The organism is Kaistia dalseonensis, from assembly GCF_030814715.1.
Taxonomy (GTDB): domain Bacteria; phylum Pseudomonadota; class Alphaproteobacteria; order Rhizobiales; family Kaistiaceae; genus Kaistia; species Kaistia dalseonensis.
Genome location: NZ_JAUSVO010000005.1, coordinates 478,085 through 496,937, shown reverse-complemented (window position 1 = coordinate 496,937; position 18,853 = coordinate 478,085). Strand labels below are relative to the sequence as shown.

Sequence of the window (18,853 nt, the reverse complement as noted above, 5' to 3'; positions counted from 1 at the left end):
CCCTCGCCCGTCAGCCCCGCAGATGCCTCTATCCCAGAAAGATGCGCCTCAACCAGACCACTCAATAACGCCTGCTTCGTCGGAAAGTGATAGAGAAGGCCGCCCTTGGATATGCCTGCCCGCTCCGCCACGGCCTCAAGCGACAAATGCCCCGGGCCAATATCCTGCGCGACTAAAGCCGCCGCTTCCAATATCCGAGCGCGGGCATTGCCTCGCGTGCCGGAACGGCCACTTGGCGACACTAGAACACCATCCTTGCTGATCCGATCTTCTTGTCGCCTGTGTTGCGAACCGGTCGCGCCTGGCGATCAATCATCATCTGCTGCAGCGCAGCACGTTGACACTACCGTCCGGACGGTACACTAATTCGATCCTTACGGGCAAGCTTTCCGCCATCTCTGGCGGGGCGTACCATTGTCCGTTATTTCCAGACCACAGCTGTCGCCCGGCGGTCGGGCACGCCTTTTGGATTGCCTGTCATGAAGCGGTTTATTATTGCCACCCTGCTCCTGATCGTCGTCGTGGCGATCTGCGGCGGCCTGATCTGGTTCAATTTCTTCCGCGACAAGATGATCGGGCAGTTCTTTGCCAATATGAAGGCGCCGGTCGTGACGGTCTCGGCCATCGAGGTCAAGCCGCAGACGTGGACGCCCGGCATCGAGGCGGTCGGCACGGCGGCGGCCTCCGAGGGTGTCGACATCGCCGTGCAGGCGAGTGGCATCGTCCAGACCATCGCGTTCAAGGCGAATGACCGCGTCACGCAGGGCGAACTGCTCGTGCAACTCGACGATTCCGTCGAGCGCGCCGGCTTGATCAGCGCGCAGACGAATGTGGCCGTGGCGCAGGACGCCGTGACCCGCACGCAGGCGCTGTTGAACCGCAATGTCTCGACGGTGGCGACGCTGCAGGATTCGCAGAACAATCTCGACAAGGCCAAGGGTGCGCTTGCCGAGCTCGAGGCGACGCTCGACCACAAGGCGGTCAAGGCGCCGTTCGCGGGCACGATCGGTATTCCGCGGATCGATGTCGGCCAGTATGTGCAGCCCGGCACGCTCGTCGCCACGCTGCAGAACCTCGACACGATGAAGGTCAACTTCACCATTCCCGAGCAGCAGCTGACGCAGTTGAAAATCGGGCAGACGGCCAAGTTCGGCCTGACCGAGGATGACTTGCGCTTCACCGGCAAGATCACCGGCATCGATCCCAAGATCGATCCGAGTTCACGTCTGGTCTCGGTGCAGGCGCTCGTGGACAATTCGGCCGGCATATTGCGTCCGGGCCAGTTCATTCGCGTCCGCGTCGATCTTCCGCAGGAAGACAATGTGATCGCGCTGCCGCAGACGGCGGTGACGATCAGCCTTTATGGCGCCTATGTCTATGTCGTGCAGGATGCGCCGCCGCCGGCCGCGCCCGCCACGCCGGCTCCGGACGCCGCCGCAAAGCCCGCCGATGGTGCGGCCAAGCCGGCCGAGGCCCCCGCCGCGCCGAGCCTCATCGCCAAGCAGCAATTCGTCACGCTCGGCCGCCGTTCGGGTGATCTGGTCGAGATCGTCAAGGGTGTCGAGCCGGGCATGCAGATCGTGACTTCCGGTCAGAACAAGCTCTCGAGCGGCAGCTCGGTCGCCATCGACAATTCCGTGCAGCCGATCAGCGACGCCGCCGCCAAGACGGGGGCGTCCAAGTCATGAGTTTTTCGGAAATCTTCATCCGCCGACCGGTCCTTTCGACCGTCGTCAGCTTCCTGATCCTGCTCCTCGGCGCGCAGGGCATCCTCTCCATGTCGATCCGGCAATATCCGAAGGTCGACGAGACGGTCGTGACCGTGACGACGGCCTATCCGGGCGCCAGCGCGGACGTGATCCAGGGCTTCATCACCTCGACGATCACCAAGTCGGTGTCGTCGGCCGAGGGTGTCGACTATGTGACGTCGAAGAGCGCGCTCGGCCTCTCGACGGTCTCCGTCTTCATGCGCCTCAACACGGATCCAGACAAGGCGCTGACCGAGATCATCGCCAAGGTGCAGCAGGTCCGCGGCCAGTTGCCGACTGAGGCGAAGGATCCCGTGATCCAGAAGGGGACGGGCTTCCAGTTCGCGCTCATGTATCTTGCTGCACGCAGCGAGACGATGAACGCGCAGGAACTGACCGATTATCTGATCCGCGTGATCCAGCCGCGCTTTGCGACCGTCAACGGCGTCGCCAATGCGGATATTCTCGGCGCGCAGGAATTCGCCATGCGCGTCTGGATCGATCCGGTCGCGCTCGCATCGCGCAACGTGACCGCGACCGAAGTGCTCGCGGCGATCAACAGTTCCAACTTCCTGTCGGCTCCCGGCAAGACCAAGAACGAATATTACGCCTATTCGATCGAGGCCAAGACGACGCTGCAGGATCCGGAGACCTTTGGCGCGTTGCCGCTCCGCAACAATGGTGCCGAGATCGTGCGCCTGCGCGATGTGGCCCATATCGAGCTCGCGGCCGCCTCGACCGATACGGCGGTTCGCTTCAATGGCAAGGAAGGCGTCTTCCTAGGCATCTTCCAGACGCCGTCGGCCAATCCGCTCGACGTCGCGGCCGGCGTTCGCGCCGAACTGCCGTTGATCCAGAACTCGCTGCCGTCGGGCATGACGATCGAACTCGTCTATGACTCGACCGAGGCCATCAGCGCGTCGATCGACGAGGTTCTGCACACCATCCTCGAGGCTTCGGCGATCGTCGTCGTCGTCATCTTCCTCTTCCTCGGCTCGTTCCGCTCGGTCGTCATCCCGATCGTGACGATCCCGCTCTCGCTCATTGGCGTCTGCTTCATCCTGTGGGCGCTCGGCTATTCGCTGAATACGCTCACGCTGCTCGCCATGGTGCTGGCGATCGGCCTCGTGGTCGACGACGCGATCGTGGTGGTGGAGAATATCCACCGCCATATCGAGGAGGGCCTGAAGCCGATGCGCGCCGCGATCGTCGGCATGCAGGAAATCACCGGCGCGGTCATCACCATGACGATCACGCTCGCCGCGGTCTATGCGCCCATCGCCTTCACGCAGGGCGTGACGGGCGCGCTGTTCCGTGAGTTCTCGCTGACGCTTGCCGGCGCAGTCGTTCTGTCGGGCTTCGTCGCATTGACGGTCTCGCCCATGATGTCCGCCCGTATCCTGAAGCCGGGCGGCGGTCGCATCCAGCATTTCATCGATCGGGTCTTTGACCGGTTCGGCAATTGGTATGCGCGCCGGTTGACCGGCTCGCTCAAGGTCCGGCCGATCACGCTCCTTATGGTCCTCGCCCTTCTCGGCACCATGGTGTTCCTGTTCACCAAGACCTCTTCGGAGCTGGCGCCTGAGGAAGATCAGGGCGCGATGTTCGCGGTCGTCAACGCGCCGCAATATGCGACGATCGACTACACGCAGCTCTATATTGACGAGATCGCCGCCAAGACGATGGACATTCCCGAGCGCGAAGCCCTGTTCTCGATCGCCGGCTCCGGCGCCGCGAATTCGGGCTTTGCCGGCCTGGTGCTGAAGCCCTGGAGCCAGCGGACACGTTCGCAGGCCCAGGTCCAGCAGGAGGTGCAGGGCCGTCTGGACAAGGTGGCCGGCGTGCAGGCCTTCGTGTTCGGCGTGCCATCATTGCCGGGCACCGGCGGCGGCCTGCCGATCCAGGTCGTGATTCAGTCGACGGAAGCCGCCGACCGCGTCTATGCGGTCGCCGACGAGATCAAGAACCGCGCCATGGCGTCGGGCAAGTTCATCATCATCCAGAACTCGCTCTCCTTCGATACGCCCAAGGTGAACGTCCTGATCGACCGCAATCGCGCCGCAGCACTCGGCGTCTCGGTTGCGGATATCGGCAACACGCTGACCCTGCTCGTCGGCGAAAACGGTGTCTCCAAGTTCGATCGCGAAGCCCGCGCCTATGACATCATCCCGCAGGTGCCGCAGAAGTACCGCATGAACCCGGAAAGCCTGGGCACGTTCTTCGTGCGGTCCCAGTCGGGTGCCATGGTGCCGCTCTCCGCCGTCGTCTCGGTCAGCACGACCGGATCGGCGCCCGCGATCGAACAGTTCAATCAGTTGAACTCGGCGACCCTTTCGGCCCTGCCACGGCCGACGGTGACGTCGGGCGAAGGCCTGGCCACGCTGCAGCAGATCGCGAAGGAAGTCATGCCGCGAGGCTATTTCCTCGAATATGCGGGCCAGTCGCGCACGGAAATCGAGACGGGCAATACACTGTTGATCGTGTTCGGGCTCGCGATTGTGGTGATCTACCTCGTGCTCGCCGCCCAGTTCGAGAGCTTCCGCGATCCGCTCATCATCATGATGTCGGTGCCGCTTTCGATCTTCGGTGCATTGGTTCCGCTCAATCTCGGCCTGGCCTCGCTCAACATCTATTCGCAGGTGGGCCTGATCACGCTGGTGGGCCTGATCACAAAGCACGGCATCCTGATGGTGGAGTTCGCCAACCAGCAGCGCGAATTGCGCGGGCTCAATCGGCATGATGCGATCGTGGAGGCGGCGCGCGTGCGTCTTCGCCCGATCCTGATGACGACGGCCGCCATGGTGTTCGGCGTGCTGCCGCTGCTCTTCGCGGAGGGCGCTGGCGCCAAGGCCCGCTTCTCCATGGGCCTCGTCATCGCCATGGGCATGTCGATCGGCACGATCTTCACGCTCTTCGTGGTGCCGATGTTCTACACCTACCTGTCGAGCCCGCATCACAAGAAGGAAGAGGACGAGGGCGCTCCGGCAGCTGCTACGCCGCCCGATGCCGTCCCCGCCCATTGACGCGGGCGAACGATCCGATCACGAAAAGGCCGGCCTCTGTGCCGGCCTTTTCTTTGCCGTCAGCTCTGCATTGAGCGAACGAACGGCATCCGAACGCACGGAATTATCGCAGTATCGAACGGAAAACCGGCAGCGACTTTCTCCCGGCTTGGCTTAGCATCGAGTCGTGTTCGACTCGCTTCATGGGGATCATTCGATGCTGAGAAAACTGCTGTTGTCCTCGTTCATGCTCATCGCGATCGTCGGATCGGCCATTGCGGAGGACGCGACGGCCCGGTTGACCGAGGCCGCCAAGGCGACGCTCGCGCGGGCTCCCGGGGAGGTCGTCGAAACCACGGTCAAGATCGCGCGTGGCAAGGAAACGATCGTGGGCACGCTGGCGCTTCCGAAGGGCGTCGCCAAGCCGCCCGTCGTACTGCTCCTGCATGGTTTCACCGGCAAGCGCGACGAACTCGCCATCGAAGGCACGAAGGAAGGCGTCTATTCGCGCACCGCGCGCATTCTCGCCGAACGCGGGCTCGCGAGCCTCAGGATCGACTTCGTCGGCTCGGGCGAGAGCTCCGGCAAATGGGAGGACACCACCACGTTCAGCCAGATTGCCGACGCGATTGCGGCGTTCGACTGGCTGAAGACGGAGACGGATATCGACCCGGCCAAGATCCATGTCATCGGCTGGAGCCTTGGAGGGCTGGTGGCGTCGCATCTCGCGGCGGAGCGCCCCGTCGCGAGCGCAACGCTCTGGGCCGCCGTCGCCAATCCGGTCTTCACCTTCGGCGTCGTGCTTGGAAAAGAGGCGCTCGACAAGGCCATGGCAGCGAAGGATCCGAACGAACTGATCGAGGGAACATTGCCGTGGGGCGCCAAGACCACCCTCAAGGCTGCCTTCTTCCAGTCTCTCGTCGTGACGGATCCCGTGGCCGCCATTGCGCGATATGATGGCCCGCTCTTCGTCATTGTCGGAACCAAGGACACGGTCGTGACGCCGCAGCCCCAGGCCGGCGAGATATTCCTGACCTATCACGAAGGCGAGGAAAGCCTGATGATCCTGCCGACCGATCACGGCTTCGATGCGTTTACCGGCCCTGCCACCGTCGATCTGATGGCCGCCGCCTCGCTGGACTTCATCGCAGCCCATTAGGATGGATAGGCTTGGCCGGCAGTTGTGCCGGTCTGGCCTATCCTTCAATTCGAAGCTCTCACGAGCCCAAGGGAGCTTCCTCCCGCCCGCCGATCGGCTATCGTCGCGCCGGTGCAGTGGCGGGGCCTATTTCAATGCGGCGGGGATCTGAAGTGCTTGAGGAGGCGGATGGCGCCGTCTTGGTGCCGCCTTCTCGCGTCTTTCTCGAATTCCTGCGCCTCGGCCTGACGGCCTTTGGCGGGCCGATTGCGCATATCGGCTATCTTCGGGCAGCCTTCGTCGATCGGCTGAAATGGATCGACGAAGCCTCGTTCGCCGATCTGTTCGCGCTCTGCCAGTTTCTTCCCGGCCCGACATCGAGCCAGCTCGGAATGGCGATCGGCATGGAGAAGGCGGGACTTGGCGGCGCGATCGCCGCGTTCCTCGGCTTCACACTGCCCGCGGCTCTGCTGATGACGAGTTTCGCGCTCGGGCTCGCGGCCCTGGGGGGCTCGATCAATGCGGGCGTGCTGGCGGGGCTCGGCATTGTCGCGGTCGCTATCGTCTTCGATGCCGTGCGCAGCATGGCTGTGACGCTCGCCCGCGGCCGGCTCAATGGTGCCATCGCGCTCGCCGCCGCGGTGATCTGCCTGATCCTGCCCGGCAGCGCGGCGCAGATCGGCGTGCTGTTCGCCGGCGGGCTCCTGGGCCTCGCTTTCGGCGTCGTTGAGCACCCGACTGCCACGGGGCACGTATCGCACCATGCGGTTTCGCGCGGTTATGCCGTGGCGGCACTGGCGCTCTTCGGCCTGCTCCTCATGCTGCTTCCACTCGCAGCCTCGGCATGGGCATCACCGACGCTTCATCTGCTGTCGGCGCTCTACCGCGCGGGGGCCCTGGTGTTTGGCGGCGGCCATGTCGTGCTGCCACTGCTGCAGGACGCGGTGGTCGGGCAAGGCTTCATGTCGTTGCAGACCTTCATGGCGGGCTATGGCGCGGTCCAGGCGGTTCCCGGTCCGCTGTTCAGCTTCGCCGCCTTCCTGGGGGCGACCGCGCTGTCACCGCCTCTGGCCGGTGCGGCGCTGGCGACGCTGGTTCTCTTTGCTCCAGCCTTCCTGCTCATCGTCGGGATCATGCCGTTCTGGCAAAGGCTGCGGCGCGTCGAGGCGATCCGCCGTGCGCTCTCCGGCGTCAACGCGGCCGTGGTCGGCCTGCTCGCGGCCGCGCTCTATGACCCGATCTTCATCACGGCGATCCATGGTGCGCGCGACATGGCGCTCGCTGTCGTCTGCTTCGGCCTGGTGACAGTCGGCCGGGTGCCGGCTTGGCTGGTCGTGCCCTTTGCCGGTCTTGCCGGATGGGCCTGGCTGTCGCCGCCCGTTTGACGAATGGCTTCGGCGCTTCCGGCTCTTCCGCGGCTCACCTGGTAGGGACAGGATGGCCGGGAAAGGAGCGGAAGCGCCGAACCGGGCTACTCCAGTGCGACGTGCTGCGCGGGACCCTTCTGGGGCCGATAGCGCAGGACGAGCAGGAGCGGAATCGTCGCGAGCGTGACGTACATCATGAATTTGAAATCATCGAGATAGGCGATGAACATCGCGTCGCGCGTGATGACGTTGTCGATCGCCTGCAGGCTGGAAAGGCTGCCCATGGCGGCCTCGGCCGGCAAAGCCGGGTTGAACGGCGTCACGTGGCCGGCGAGGACCTGATGGTTGATCTGCGTATTTTGCGACAGCAGCGTCGCGACGATCGAGACGCCGATCGAGGAGCCCAGATTGCGCACGAGGCTGAAGAGGCTCGCCGCATCGGTGCGCCAATGCGGCGGAAGCGTCGCAAAGGCGATGGTGGATAGCGGCACGAAGACGAAGCCGAGGCCGAATCCCTGCACGACGCCGGTGATCATGAAGGGCGTCGAGCCCATCTGCGGCGCCCATGTGGTCATCTCGTAGAGCGACCAGCTCGTCGCCGACAGCCCGAGCAGGATGAGCAGGCGTGGATCGACCTTCCCCATCAGCCGCCCGACCAGGATCATGGCGACCATGGTGCCGACCCCGCGCGGCGCGAGGATCACGCCGGTCGTGATGACGGGATAGCCGTAGAGGTTCTGCAGCATTGGCGGCAGCAGTGCCATGGTGGCGAGCAGGATGATGCCGATGATGAAGATGAAGACGAGCCCGGTGACGAAGTTCCGGTCCTTGAAGATGTGCGGATCGAGAAAGGTGAGCTTCGATGTCGCCATGTGGATCGCGAAGACCCAGAAACCGATCAAGGTCAGCGCCGCCTCGATCAGCACCTCGGGCGAGGAGAACCAGTCGTTCTGTTCGCCGCGGTCGAGCATCATCTGCAGCGCGCCGATGCCGAGCGAGAGGAAGGCGAAGCCGAAGAAGTCGAACTTGCGGCTGCGCGTGGCGCCTTCTCGCATGAAGATGAAGATGCCGGTGAAGGCGACGATGCCGACCGGCAGGTTGATGAAGAACACCCAGCGCCAGTTGAACGAGTCGGTCAGCCAGCCGCCCAGCGTCGGGCCGATAATCGGGCCGACCATGATGCCGGCGCCCCAGAGCGCCATGGCCTGGCCGTGGCGTTCCTTCGGATTGATGTTGAGGAGAACCGTCTGCGACAGCGGCACCAGCGCCGCGCCGAACAGGCCCTGCAGGATGCGGAATCCGACCATCTGCATCAGGCTGCCGGAAAGGCCGCACAACATGGACGCCAGCGTGAAGCCGGCGATGCAGATCAGGAACAGGCGCTTGATGCCGATCCGGTCGGCAAACCAGCCGGTGATCGGCGTCGCAATGGCCGCGGCCACGATATAGGACGTCAGGACCCAGGTGATCGTATCCTGCGCCGCGCCGAGCGATCCCTGCATGGAGGGGAGCGCGACGTTCGCGATCGTGGTGTCCAGCACCTGCATGATCGTCGCGAGCATGATCGAAAGCGTGATCAGCCCGCGATGCGGTACGGGTTTGAATTCCGTGGTGCTCATCGCGTTTCGATGCTCGTGGCGGCGATCGCTAATCCGCTAGGCTGGACCAGCGCCTGTTGGGATCACGGCGTTGCGGGCGTGTTCGGCCCGGCGACTGCCTGGCCGAGGCCGGGCAGCGAGCGGTGGTATTCGGTGTCGACATCGACGGCGGCGCTCATGCCGGCGCGCAAGGCGGCTACGTCGACCGTCCCGTCGAGCTTGAGGCGGACGGGGATGCGCTGGACGACCTTCACCCAATTGCCCGTCGCGTTCTGCGCCGGCAACAGCGAGAAGACCGATCCTGTTCCGGCATCGATCGACTCGACCTTCGCCTCGAAGGGCCGGTCGGGATAGGTATCGAGCGTAACGGTCGCCTTCTGCCCGACCTTCATATGCGTGAGGTCGGTTTCCTTGAAATTCGCCTCGACATAGGTCGTGCCGGTTTCGACCAGGCTCATCAGCGCCGTCGGTGCCATGGCCGGGTTCGTCACATATTGGCCGACGCGCAGGCGGTCCGTCTGCGATACGACGCCGTCGGCCGGCGCGAAGGCCGATGTCTGCTTCAAGGCCAGGGCCGCGTTCGCATCGGCCGCCATGGCCTGCTGAACTGCGGGATGATCCTCGGTCTTGATGTCGGGATTGCCGCCGAGGCCGGTCAGTGCGCCGACGACCTTTTCCTTCGCCTGCGCCACGGCCTGCTCGGCCACACGAAGATTGTTCTGCGCATCGTCGAAGGCCGCGTTGGAGGCGACGCCGCGCGCGAGCAGGTCCTGCTGGCGCTGGAAGTTCTTCTCCTGATAGGCGAGCGTATCCTCGGCGGTCTTCTGCTCGACGAGCGCCTGCTGATAGGCCGACCGCAATTGCTCGACCTGGAGGCGGGCCGTTGCGACGGCCGCATCGGCCTGGCGAAGCGCGATCTCATAGGGCTCGGGATCGATGCGGAAGAGCAGGTCGCCCTTCTTCACATGGTCGTTCTCGTGCACCGCGACTTCGACGATGCGGCCGGACTGGTCGGCCGTGATCGTGACGCGATTCTGCTCGAGATAGGCGTTGTCGGTCGAAACGTAGCGCCCGCCGGTCAGCCAGAGATAACCGCCGCCAATCGCGAGCACGATGGGCAGGGCGAGCATGAGGGCGATACGCCCGCGACGCTTCGGAGCCGTGGGCGGCGGGGCGATCGATAGGACGGGGGCGGCTGGCCTGCTTTCATTGCTGGCGTCAGCGGCTTCGCGCGGCTTGGGTTCGGCACTCATGTCAGGGCCTTCTTCGTCTTGTCGTTTCGTCCAGGAGCCACAGGCGCTGGCTCATCCACGGTTTCGATGCCGCGGCCGGCCATGTTCGAACGCATCCGGCTCAGCACCTCGATCATGCGGTCGGTCTCGTCGTCCGACACGCCTTCGAGGGCCGCGGAGAGAACCTCCATGCCGATCGCCTTCATGGCATCGAGCTGCGGCTGCACTGCCTTGGTCAAATAGAGCCGTCGCGCGCGTCGATCAGTGGGGTCGGGAAGGCGGGACACGAAGCCGAGCGCCTCGAGCCGATCGATATGTCGCGAAAGTGTGATGGGCTCGACATCGAGCGCTTCGGCTACGCTGGCCTGATTTGTCCCCTCATTGTGGAAGAGATAGGCCAGAACCTGCCATTGCGCCCGCGTCATGCCGCAATCCTGCGAACGCTGGTCGAACGCGCGGCGGAGCAGGCGCGCGACGTCGTTGATCAGGAATCCAAGATGTTTTTCACGGGGCGGCGTATTCATGCCTCAACATATAATAAGCTTACTTATAATATGCAACGACATTGATGCGGCCAAACTGACACAGTTCGTGATCGTCAAGGCCGATTGCGGCGCTGCGACGGACCTTGAGTGTGTGGAACCGGGCAAGGAAATCGATTGGCGGACCTTTTGGCCGCTTGCCGCGTTGATCAGCCTATCGATCTGTCGCAAGCTGGCCTTGTTTGCCGGTTAATCGGATTTTCATCTGTGCCAACTGGGTTTGACGGGTACCAGGAGAAGATTGGGCCGATGGTTTTCAGAAATAGTCGAGGATTTGCCGCCGCCATGCCGCGAGACTACCGGATCGATTTCTTCCGGGGCCTCGCGCTGATTTCGATTTTCGTCAATCACATTCCCGGCAATTTCTTCTCGAATTTCACCCATCGCAATTTCGGCTTGTCCGACGCGGCGGAGGTTTTCGTGCTGCTCGCCGGCATGTCGGCCGCGCTCGCCTATTTCCCGCGCTTCGTGTCGGGGCAGGGGCCCCGCGCCGTCGGGCTGGTCGCCAAGCGGATCGGCACGCTCTATATCGCGCAACTCTCCTCGATCCTGATCGGCTTTTCGATCTACGCCATCGCGTCGATCTGGTTGCAGGATCCTGGCCTCATGCTTCCGGACGAGCGTCGCTGGATCGTCGAGGTCCCGATCAAGGCGCTGGCGGGGCTCGGCCTGCTCACCTACCAGACCGGCAATTTCAACATCCTGCCAATGTATATCGGCATGATGGCTTTGCTGCCGGCGATCATGCTGATCGCGCGCTTCCGCCTGTCGCTCGCCGTTGCCGCGAGCTTCCTGCTCTGGCTGGTCGCCAATATCTTCCGGATCAACCTGCCCAATTTCCCCTCTTCCGGGGGCTGGTACTTCAATCCGCTGACCTGGCAGTTCCTGTTCACGATCGGCTTTGTCGGCGGCGTGATGCTGCGGCGCGGCGATCGGCTGTATTATTCCAAGACGCTCTATTGGCTGGCGCTCGCCTATCTGGTGGCCTCGGCCGTCCTGGTCGTCGGCCATTATTGGGATAGCTTTCCGCCGCTGCCGCAATGGGTCTGGCTGTCCGGCTTCGACAAGACGTGGGTCGGTGCCTTCCGCATCCTCCATGTCGTGTCGATCGGCTATGTCGTCGTCTTCAGCCCGATCCCGGCCATGCTGAAGCGCTGGCTTTATGCAGAGAACTGGATCGTTCGTCTCGGCCGCAACACCTTGCCCGTCTTCTGGCTCTCGACCGTGCTCGCCGTCACGGGCCACATCCTGCGCGAAAGCGTCTTCGGGCTGCCGAACGACCCGACCTTCACGGCGACCGGCATCATGCTCGATCTCCTGCTGATACCGGTCGGGCTCGCCATCATGTTCGGGCTCGCCGCCTTCCTGGACTGGACCAAGGCCAGCGCGTCCCGTCCGTCCGCCGCCGAAGAGGGCGCGCGTGGGCGCAGCAATGCGGGCATGGTTCCGGCGGAATAGGAGCTTCCCAAAAAAGAAGCGCCGCGGCCAGGCCGCGGCGCTCTTTAGGGTGGCGATGCCAAGCGCCCCGGGCGCACTGGCATCGCCGTGATCACGTCCTAGTGGATGGTTCCATTCGATTTCAATCTTGCGATCTCATCCTTGAGCTGGAGCTTCTTGCGCTTCAGATTGGCGAGTTCCACGGCATCCGCGCTCGGATGAGCCTTGGTAACAACGTCGATTTCCCGCGAAAGAGCTTCGTGACGCCGCTCCAGCGCTTCCAGATGCGATTCGATTGACATGAGAATGGGCCTCCCTTCGTTTGACCGATGATGGCTGGGGCAGGATGCCACAAGCCGGGTGGGCTGTCGAACAGGCGGGACACCTTTTGTGACCGGCAAATGACGCGCCGGCTCAGTTCCCGCCTTTATCTGATCTGTGGGCGGAGATGGTCCTCGTCAAGGGGGCGCTGATCGGAAACGAGGCTCGCAAGAGGCTGTTCGACAATGTATCCTGTGCGCGTCGCCGGCATGATCCGGCGGGCATGTCTCGGCGAGGTTGGGGTGTATGACCGAGGAAGAAGAGCAAGAAGTTCGGTTCGAACTCGCGCGGCTGAAGCAGGAGCACAGTGATCTCGACGCGGCGATCGCCGTGATGTCGGAGACCGGCAAGATCGATCCCTTGCGCATCCAGCGGCTGAAGAAGAAGAAACTGGCGCTGAAGGACAGGATCGCTGCACTTGGCGACCAACTTCTGCCTGACATCATCGCCTGATGGCACGGGGCAGCTGCTGAGCGTCTGGGCTTGCGGCGAGATCCGGATCAGGCCGCAAAGGCCTGATCGGCGCGGGCAATGATGGCCTCGGGCGTTTCGCCCGGCTCGATCCCGGTCACGGCCACGTCAAATCCGATCGCCACGTCCGGACCGAGAAATGCGAGGTCCAGACCGGCAATGGCGGTCTTCAGCGCCGAAAGGCGCTGGTCGCAATCGGCTGGCGCGGCATTCCACAGCACGATGCCGAACTGTTCCTCGCCGATCCGCGCGCCGACGTCGCAGGAGCGGATGGAGGCGCGGATATGGTCGCCGATGATGCGCAGCAGCCGGTTTGCGACCGTGCGGCCAAGGCGCTGCCCGATCGCGGTGAGGCCTTCGAAATTCACCAGCGCGACCGAAGTGACGGTGCGATAGCGGCCCTGGAACTGCAGCGCGCGCTCGATCTCGCGGCTGAAGGCGCGCTCGTTGAGAAGGCCCGAGAGTGGATCTTCCGAGACCTCGGCCTCGAGCGTCGCGATGCGGTGATGGCTCTGCTCGAGCGCGCGCCGCAAGGCCGCAACCTCCTGCGAGAGCCGTTGGATCAGGGCGCGCGGCTCGACGGGAAACGATGCCGGATCGGCCTCGGCCGGGAATTCCCGGCGACGGGTCGGCGGAATCTCGTTCGCTTCGGGCGCCTCGATACGGCGCTGTCGGGACGGCAGGGGCTCGGACATGGAGCGATTGTGCCGCGCTTTGGTTCAATTCTGGTTAACAAGATGTGACGATCGCGTGGCAGCGCCACGACTTGCGGATGAGGCGTCCACCTCTATAATCCGCGGCCTTCACCATATCGCTCGGAGGGTTGAGCTTGGCAGGAACCACGGCGCCGGTCGCCATCATCATGGGCAGCCAGTCCGACTGGCAGACCATGCGCTTTGCCGCCGAGACGCTCGATGCGCTTGCCATTCCTCATGATGACCGCATCGTCTCGGCGCATCGCACGCCGGACCGGCTGGTGGCCTTTGCCAAGAGCGCACGCGATGTCGGCTACAAGGTGATCATTGCCGGTGCTGGTGGTGCTGCCCATCTTCCAGGCATGGCGGCCGCGATGACGCCGCTGCCCGTCCTCGGTGTTCCCGTCGAATCGAAGGCGCTTTCGGGGCAGGACAGCCTGCTTTCGATCGTGCAGATGCCCGGTGGCATTCCCGTGGGCACGCTGGCGATCGGCAAACCCGGCGCGATCAATGCGGCGCTGCTGGCTGCCGCGATCCTGGCGCTGAACGATCCCGCGCTCGCCGAACGGCTCGACGCATGGCGTGCGGCGCAGACGGAAAAAGTGCAGGAGCGGCCGTCCAACGATGTCTGATACCGTCCTGAAGCCCGGTGCGACCATCGGCATTCTCGGTGGCGGCCAGCTTGGCCGTATGCTCGCCGTTGCGGCGGCGGAGCTTGGTTTCCGCTGCCATATCTATTCGCCCGAGGGCGAGAGCCCGGCCTTCGATGTCGCGGCGGCCCGCACCGTATCCTCCTACGAGAATGAGAGCGCGCTGGCGGCCTTCGCCGGATCGGTCGACGTCGTGACCTATGAATTCGAGAACGTGCCGGCTGCGACCGCGAAGTTTCTCGCCGAGCAGATCGACGTGCTGCCGAGCCCGCGTGCGCTCGCCATCTCGCAGGACCGCCTCTCCGAGAAGGAGCTGATGCAGAGCCTCGGCATTGGCGTTGCGCCGTTTGCGCGCGTCGACGGCGTGGCGGATCTGGAGGCGGCGCTCGATCGTCTCGGCCGTCCGGCGATCCTGAAGACGCGTCGGCTCGGCTATGATGGCAAGGGGCAGGTTGCGATCCGCGAGGGTGACGATCCGGCGCACGCCTGGGATGCCGTCGGTCACAAGCCGTCGGTGCTCGAGGGCTTTGTCTCGTTTGCGCGCGAGGTTTCGGCGCTGGTCGTGCGCGGCCGGTCGGGTGAGACGGCGGTTTATGACATCACCGAGAATGTCCACCGCAACCACATCCTGGCGACTTCGACCGTCCCGGCCGCCATCGCGCCGGCAACCGCCGACGCGGCGCGCGCGATCGCCATCAGGGTCGCTGATGCGCTCGATTATGTCGGCCTGCTCGCCGTGGAGATGTTCGTGGTCGAGACCGGTGGCGGCGAGACGCTGCTGGTCAACGAGATTGCCCCCCGCGTTCACAATTCCGGTCATTGGACGCAGGATGGTTGCCTTGTCTCGCAGTTCGAGAACCATATCCGCGCCGTCGCCGGCTGGCCGCTCGGCGCGACCGAACGCCACTCGAATGCGGTCATGACCAATCTCGTCGGCGCCGAGGCGGATGACTGGCATCGCCTCGCGGCCGAAGGCGGAGCGCGGCTCCATCTCTACGGCAAGAGCGAGACCCGTCTCGGCCGCAAGATGGGGCATGTGAACCGGATCGCGCCGAAGCGTTAGGCCCTCACCTAGCCCTCTCCCGCAAGTGGGAGAGGGAGCGCTGGCCGTAGAAGCTCGCGCGTCATGAAGTGCACGGTTCGCCCTCTCTCCCGCGAAGCGCGGAAGAGTGGGAGAGGGGGGCTTTCATCCCCCGACGGAGAACGAGGGGATGGAGCTCTGATTTCGATACGTCTCGGCAGCTAGCCCCCTCCCTAACCCTCCCCCGCTTTGCGGGAGAGGGGACGGCAACCTCCTGCTGCCCTGACCTTCAAAACCCGGCTTGCACGCTCTATATGCTGCTCCCTTGCCTCAGGGGTGGCGCAGCCCGCCCAAAGGCGCTATCGAAGGCGCCGATTTCCGCCGAGAAACGAAGACCCCGTCATGACAGAGCAGAAGACCGTTTATCCCGCCGCCGAGCCGTCGCCGTCCTTCCCCAAGATCGAGGAAGCGATCGGCGCCTGGTGGAAGGAGAACGGTATTTTCGAACGCTCGATCGCGCAGCGCCGCGACCGGGGTGCGTCGGAATTCGTCTTTTATGACGGCCCGCCCTTCGCGAACGGCCTGCCGCATTATGGCCATCTCGTCACCGGCTTCGTGAAGGACCTCGTGCCGCGCTATCAGACGATGCGCGGCAAGGTGGTCGATCGCCGTTTCGGCTGGGATTGCCACGGCCTGCCGGCCGAGCTGCAGTCCGAGAAGGAGCTGGGCGTTTCCGGCCGTCTCGAAATCCTGAAATATGGCGTCGCCCGCTTCAACGAGCATTGCCGCACCTCGGTGCAGCAGTTCACGTCGGACTGGGAATATTACGTCACGCGGTCCGCGCGCTGGGTCGATTTCGAGAACGACTACAAGACCATGGATCTCTCCTTCATGGAGAGCACCATGTGGGCCTTCAAGCAGCTCCACGATAAGGGGCTGATCTATGAGGGCTATCGCGTCGTGCCCTATTCCTGGGCCGCGCAGACCCCGCTCTCCAATTTCGAGACGCGCCTCGACAATTCCTATCGCATGCGCCAGGATCCGGCGCTGACGGTCGGCTTCACGCTCGATCCGCTGCCGGGCGAGGTTTCGCCGACGCGGCTCGTCGCCTGGACGACGACGCCCTGGACGCTGCCGTCCAATATGGCGCTCGCCGTGGCGCCGGATGCCGACTATGCGGTGCTGGAAAAGCATGGCGAGCGGGTGATCGTCGGCGCGCCGCTGGTCGTGAATTACGCGCGCGAGCTTGAGGGCTTCGTCGAAGTCGCGACGCTGAAGGGCGCCGATCTCGTCGGCCGCACCTATCAGCCGCTGTTCCCCTTCTTCGAGGCCGAGCGCGCCAATGGCGCCTTCCGTGTCCATGCCGGCTCGTTCATCGAGATGACGGACGGCACCGGCGTCGTCCATATCGCGCCCGCCTTTGGCGAGGACGACATGGCGCTGGCGCAGGCGAACGGCATCCCGGTCGTCGATCCGGTCGATTTCGCCGGCAATTTCACCGATCTCGTACCGGTCTATGCGGGCACGAACGTGTTCGAGGCCAACAAGGACGTCATCCGCGACCTGAAGCATCAGGCCGGCGTCGTGCTGCGCCACGAGACCTATGACCACAACTATCCGCATTGCTGGCGCACCGATCAGCCGCTGATCTACAAGGCGCTGCGTTCCTGGTATGTGAAGGTCACGGCCTTCAAGGACCGCATGGTCGAGCTGAACCAAGGCATCACCTGGGTGCCCGAGCACATCCGGGACGGGCTGTTCGGCAAGTGGCTGGAAAATGCGCGCGACTGGAACATCGGCCGCAACCGCTTCTGGGGCTCGCCGATCCCGGTCTGGAAGTCGGACGATCCGAACTATCCGCGCCTCGACGTCTATGGCTCGCTCGACGAGATCGAGCGGGATTTCGGCGTGCGACCGCATGACCTGCACCGGCCCTATATCGACGATCTGACCCGCCCGAATCCGGACGATCCGACGGGCAAGTCGGTGATGCGCCGGGTCGAGGACGTGCTCGACTGCTGGTTTGAATCCGGCTCGATGCCGTTCGCGCAGGTGCACTATCCGTTCGAGAACAAGGACTGGTTCGAGAACCATTTCCCGGGCGATTTCATCGTGGAATATGTCGCGCAGACGCGCGGCTGGTTCTACACGCTGATGGTGATGTCGACGGCGCTCTTCGACAAGGCGCCGTTCCGCTCGGTCGTGTGCCATGGCGTCGTGCTGGACGAGAGCAAGCAGAAGCTCTCCAAGCGGCTGAAGAACTATCCGGACCCGATCGACGTCTTCAACACCTATGGCGCCGACGCGCTGCGCTGGTATCTCGTGTCCTCGCCGCTGCTCTCGGGTGGCGATCTCGCCATGCCGAAGGACGGCCGCGCGATCGCGGAGACCGTGCGCCAGGTGATGCTGCCGATCTGGAACGCCTATTCCTTCTTCACGCTCTACGCCAATATCGACGGCCTCAAGGGGCGGATGGTCACGACGGCCGACGCCGAGCTCGATCGTTATATGCTCGCCAAGACCGCCGACCTGATCCGCGGCATCGAGGCGGCGATGGAGAAGCTCGACCTCGCCGGCGCGACCAACGCCTTCCCGCCCTTCATCGAGGCGCTGAACAACTGGTTCATCCGTCGCTCGCGCGAGCGGTTCTGGAAGGGCGAGAAGGACGTCGACAAGCAGGCGGCCTACGACACGCTATACACCGTGCTCGTTACCATGACGCGCGCGCTGGCGCCGTTCCTGCCCTATCTCGCCGAGCACATCCACCGCGCGCTGGTCGATGGCGAAAGTGTCCATCTGGCCGACTGGCCGGACGCGTCGGCGTTCGACTATGACGCGGCCCTGGTCGAGCGCATGGATCTGGCCCGTGCCGTGGCTTCCGCCGCTGCCTCGATCCGCACCGTCAAGAACCTGCGCACGCGCCAGCCACTCACCACGCTTACCGTCGCCCACCCGACGGACGTCGACCAGTTGATCAAGGTCCAGGACCTGCTCAAGGACGAGGCGAACGTCAAGAACGTCGTGTTCTCGACGACTCCCTCGGACTATGGTCATCCTATCCTGACGCCGAACCTGCCGGTTGTCGGCAAGCGGCTGGGCGCGGCGCTGCGCAACGTCATTGCGGCCGCGAAGGCCGGCGAGTGGAAGCTCGGCGCCGACGAGGCTGTCGAGGTTGGAGGCGTAGTGCTGGCCAAGGGCGAGTACTTCCTCAAGTTCCAGGCCAATGACGGCGTCGATGCGGCGCCGTTCGACGGCTCGGCCGGCGTTGTTGTGCTCGATACGCATGTCGACGAGGCGCTGGAGCGCGAGGGCATCGCACGCGACTTCATCCGCCTGGTGCAGGTGGCGCGCAAGGAAGCCGGCTTCCAGATCGCCGACCGCATCCATATCGAGGTCAGGATCGCCAACGGCCTCGGCGACGTGCTCGTCGACCATGCCGAGACGATCCGGGCAGAAACGCTGGCCGAGACGCTGCGCCCGACCGACGACCAGCCGGAAGGCTTCGTCTCGGAGACGAGCCTTCTGGAACAGCCGATCGAGATCGGCGTCCGCGTCGCTCGCTAAGGTGCTGATATAAAGAATGTTATCGCCCGGCCGATCTCGGCCGGGCGATGCCTTTTCCGGCCCTCGC

At 64.1% G+C, this 18,853-nt stretch carries 15 protein-coding genes; 9 read left to right on the top strand and 6 right to left on the bottom strand.

From position 1 onward, the window contains the following. On the bottom strand, positions 1-242 hold a 242-nt coding region (locus QO014_RS19465), incomplete at its 3' end, for a TetR/AcrR family transcriptional regulator (protein ID WP_307258818.1). 237 nt (positions 243-479) lie between these two features. Here QO014_RS19465 and QO014_RS19460 point away from each other — a divergent pair. The 4 genes from QO014_RS19460 to chrA all read left to right on the top strand — a co-directional run bounded on the left by QO014_RS19460 (position 480) and on the right by chrA (position 7,273). Beyond that, positions 480-1,688, top strand: a complete 1,209-nt coding sequence (locus QO014_RS19460) for an efflux RND transporter periplasmic adaptor subunit (RefSeq protein WP_266350396.1) — start codon at positions 480-482, stop codon at positions 1,686-1,688. Further along, a complete protein-coding gene (locus QO014_RS19455; protein ID WP_266350395.1) occupies positions 1,685-4,771 on the top strand; it encodes an efflux RND transporter permease subunit in 3,087 nt (1,028 codons plus the stop codon). The genes QO014_RS19460 and QO014_RS19455 overlap by 4 nt, the downstream gene beginning before the upstream one ends. Positions 4,772-4,967: 196 nt before the next feature. Then, a complete protein-coding gene (locus QO014_RS19450; RefSeq protein ID WP_266350394.1) occupies positions 4,968-5,909 on the top strand; it encodes an alpha/beta hydrolase family protein in 942 nt (313 codons plus the stop codon). 182 nt (positions 5,910-6,091) lie between these two features. Beyond that, the gene (chrA, locus tag QO014_RS19445) at positions 6,092-7,273 is read left to right on the top strand and encodes a chromate efflux transporter (RefSeq protein WP_266350393.1); all 1,182 of its coding nucleotides are present in this window, start codon (positions 6,092-6,094) and stop codon (positions 7,271-7,273) included. An 86-nt stretch (positions 7,274-7,359) separates the two neighbouring features. Here chrA and QO014_RS19440 read toward each other — a convergent pair whose 3' ends face one another. The 3 genes from QO014_RS19440 to QO014_RS19430 all read right to left on the bottom strand — a co-directional run bounded on the left by QO014_RS19440 (position 7,360) and on the right by QO014_RS19430 (position 10,609). After that, the gene (locus tag QO014_RS19440; protein ID WP_266350392.1) at positions 7,360-8,874 is read right to left on the bottom strand and encodes a DHA2 family efflux MFS transporter permease subunit; all 1,515 of its coding nucleotides are present in this window, start codon (positions 8,872-8,874) and stop codon (positions 7,360-7,362) included. A 62-nt stretch (positions 8,875-8,936) separates the two neighbouring features. Then, entirely contained in the window at positions 8,937-10,106 is a 1,170-nt protein-coding gene (locus QO014_RS19435; RefSeq protein WP_266350391.1) for an HlyD family secretion protein, read from the bottom strand. After that, a complete protein-coding gene (locus QO014_RS19430) occupies positions 10,103-10,609 on the bottom strand; it encodes a MarR family winged helix-turn-helix transcriptional regulator (RefSeq protein WP_266350390.1) in 507 nt (168 codons plus the stop codon). Before QO014_RS19430 ends, QO014_RS19435 begins: the two co-directional genes overlap by 4 nt. A 303-nt stretch (positions 10,610-10,912) precedes the next feature. Between QO014_RS19430 and QO014_RS19425 the strand changes: the two genes are divergently transcribed. Then, on the top strand, positions 10,913-12,085 hold the full coding sequence (locus QO014_RS19425) for an OpgC family protein (protein WP_266350389.1): 1,173 nt from the start codon (positions 10,913-10,915) through the stop codon (positions 12,083-12,085). Between the two features lie 98 nt (positions 12,086-12,183). On the opposite strand, the gene QO014_RS19420 is transcribed toward QO014_RS19425, so the two are convergent. Continuing rightward, positions 12,184-12,366, bottom strand: coding sequence for a YdcH family protein (locus tag QO014_RS19420; protein ID WP_266350388.1), 183 nt, complete (start codon positions 12,364-12,366; stop codon positions 12,184-12,186). Between the two features lie 265 nt (positions 12,367-12,631). On the opposite strand from QO014_RS19420, the gene QO014_RS19415 reads away from it, so the two are divergent. Further along, positions 12,632-12,838 (top strand): YdcH family protein, encoded by a 207-nt coding sequence (locus tag QO014_RS19415; protein ID WP_266350387.1) that lies wholly within the window; start codon positions 12,632-12,634, stop codon positions 12,836-12,838. Positions 12,839-12,885: 47 nt separating this feature from the next. Here the strand turns inward: QO014_RS19415 and QO014_RS19410 are convergent, their stop codons facing one another. Next, positions 12,886-13,551, bottom strand: a complete 666-nt coding sequence (locus tag QO014_RS19410) for a GGDEF domain-containing protein (protein ID WP_266350386.1) — start codon at positions 13,549-13,551, stop codon at positions 12,886-12,888. Between the two features lie 167 nt (positions 13,552-13,718). Here QO014_RS19410 and purE point away from each other — a divergent pair, with 167 nt between their 5' ends. The 3 genes from purE to ileS all read left to right on the top strand — a co-directional run bounded on the left by purE (position 13,719) and on the right by ileS (position 18,786). Further along, positions 13,719-14,183: a 5-(carboxyamino)imidazole ribonucleotide mutase gene (purE, locus tag QO014_RS19405; protein WP_266350422.1), complete on the top strand. Its 465-nt coding sequence runs from the start codon at positions 13,719-13,721 to the stop codon at positions 14,181-14,183. Next, positions 14,176-15,264, top strand: coding sequence for a 5-(carboxyamino)imidazole ribonucleotide synthase (locus QO014_RS19400; protein ID WP_266350385.1), 1,089 nt, complete (start codon positions 14,176-14,178; stop codon positions 15,262-15,264). Before purE ends, QO014_RS19400 begins: the two co-directional genes overlap by 8 nt. 360 nt (positions 15,265-15,624) lie before the next feature. Beyond that, complete coding sequence (ileS, locus tag QO014_RS19395; protein WP_266350384.1) at positions 15,625-18,786, top strand: isoleucine--tRNA ligase; 3,162 nt, start codon at positions 15,625-15,627, stop codon at positions 18,784-18,786. Positions 18,787-18,853 lie beyond the last annotated feature (67 nt).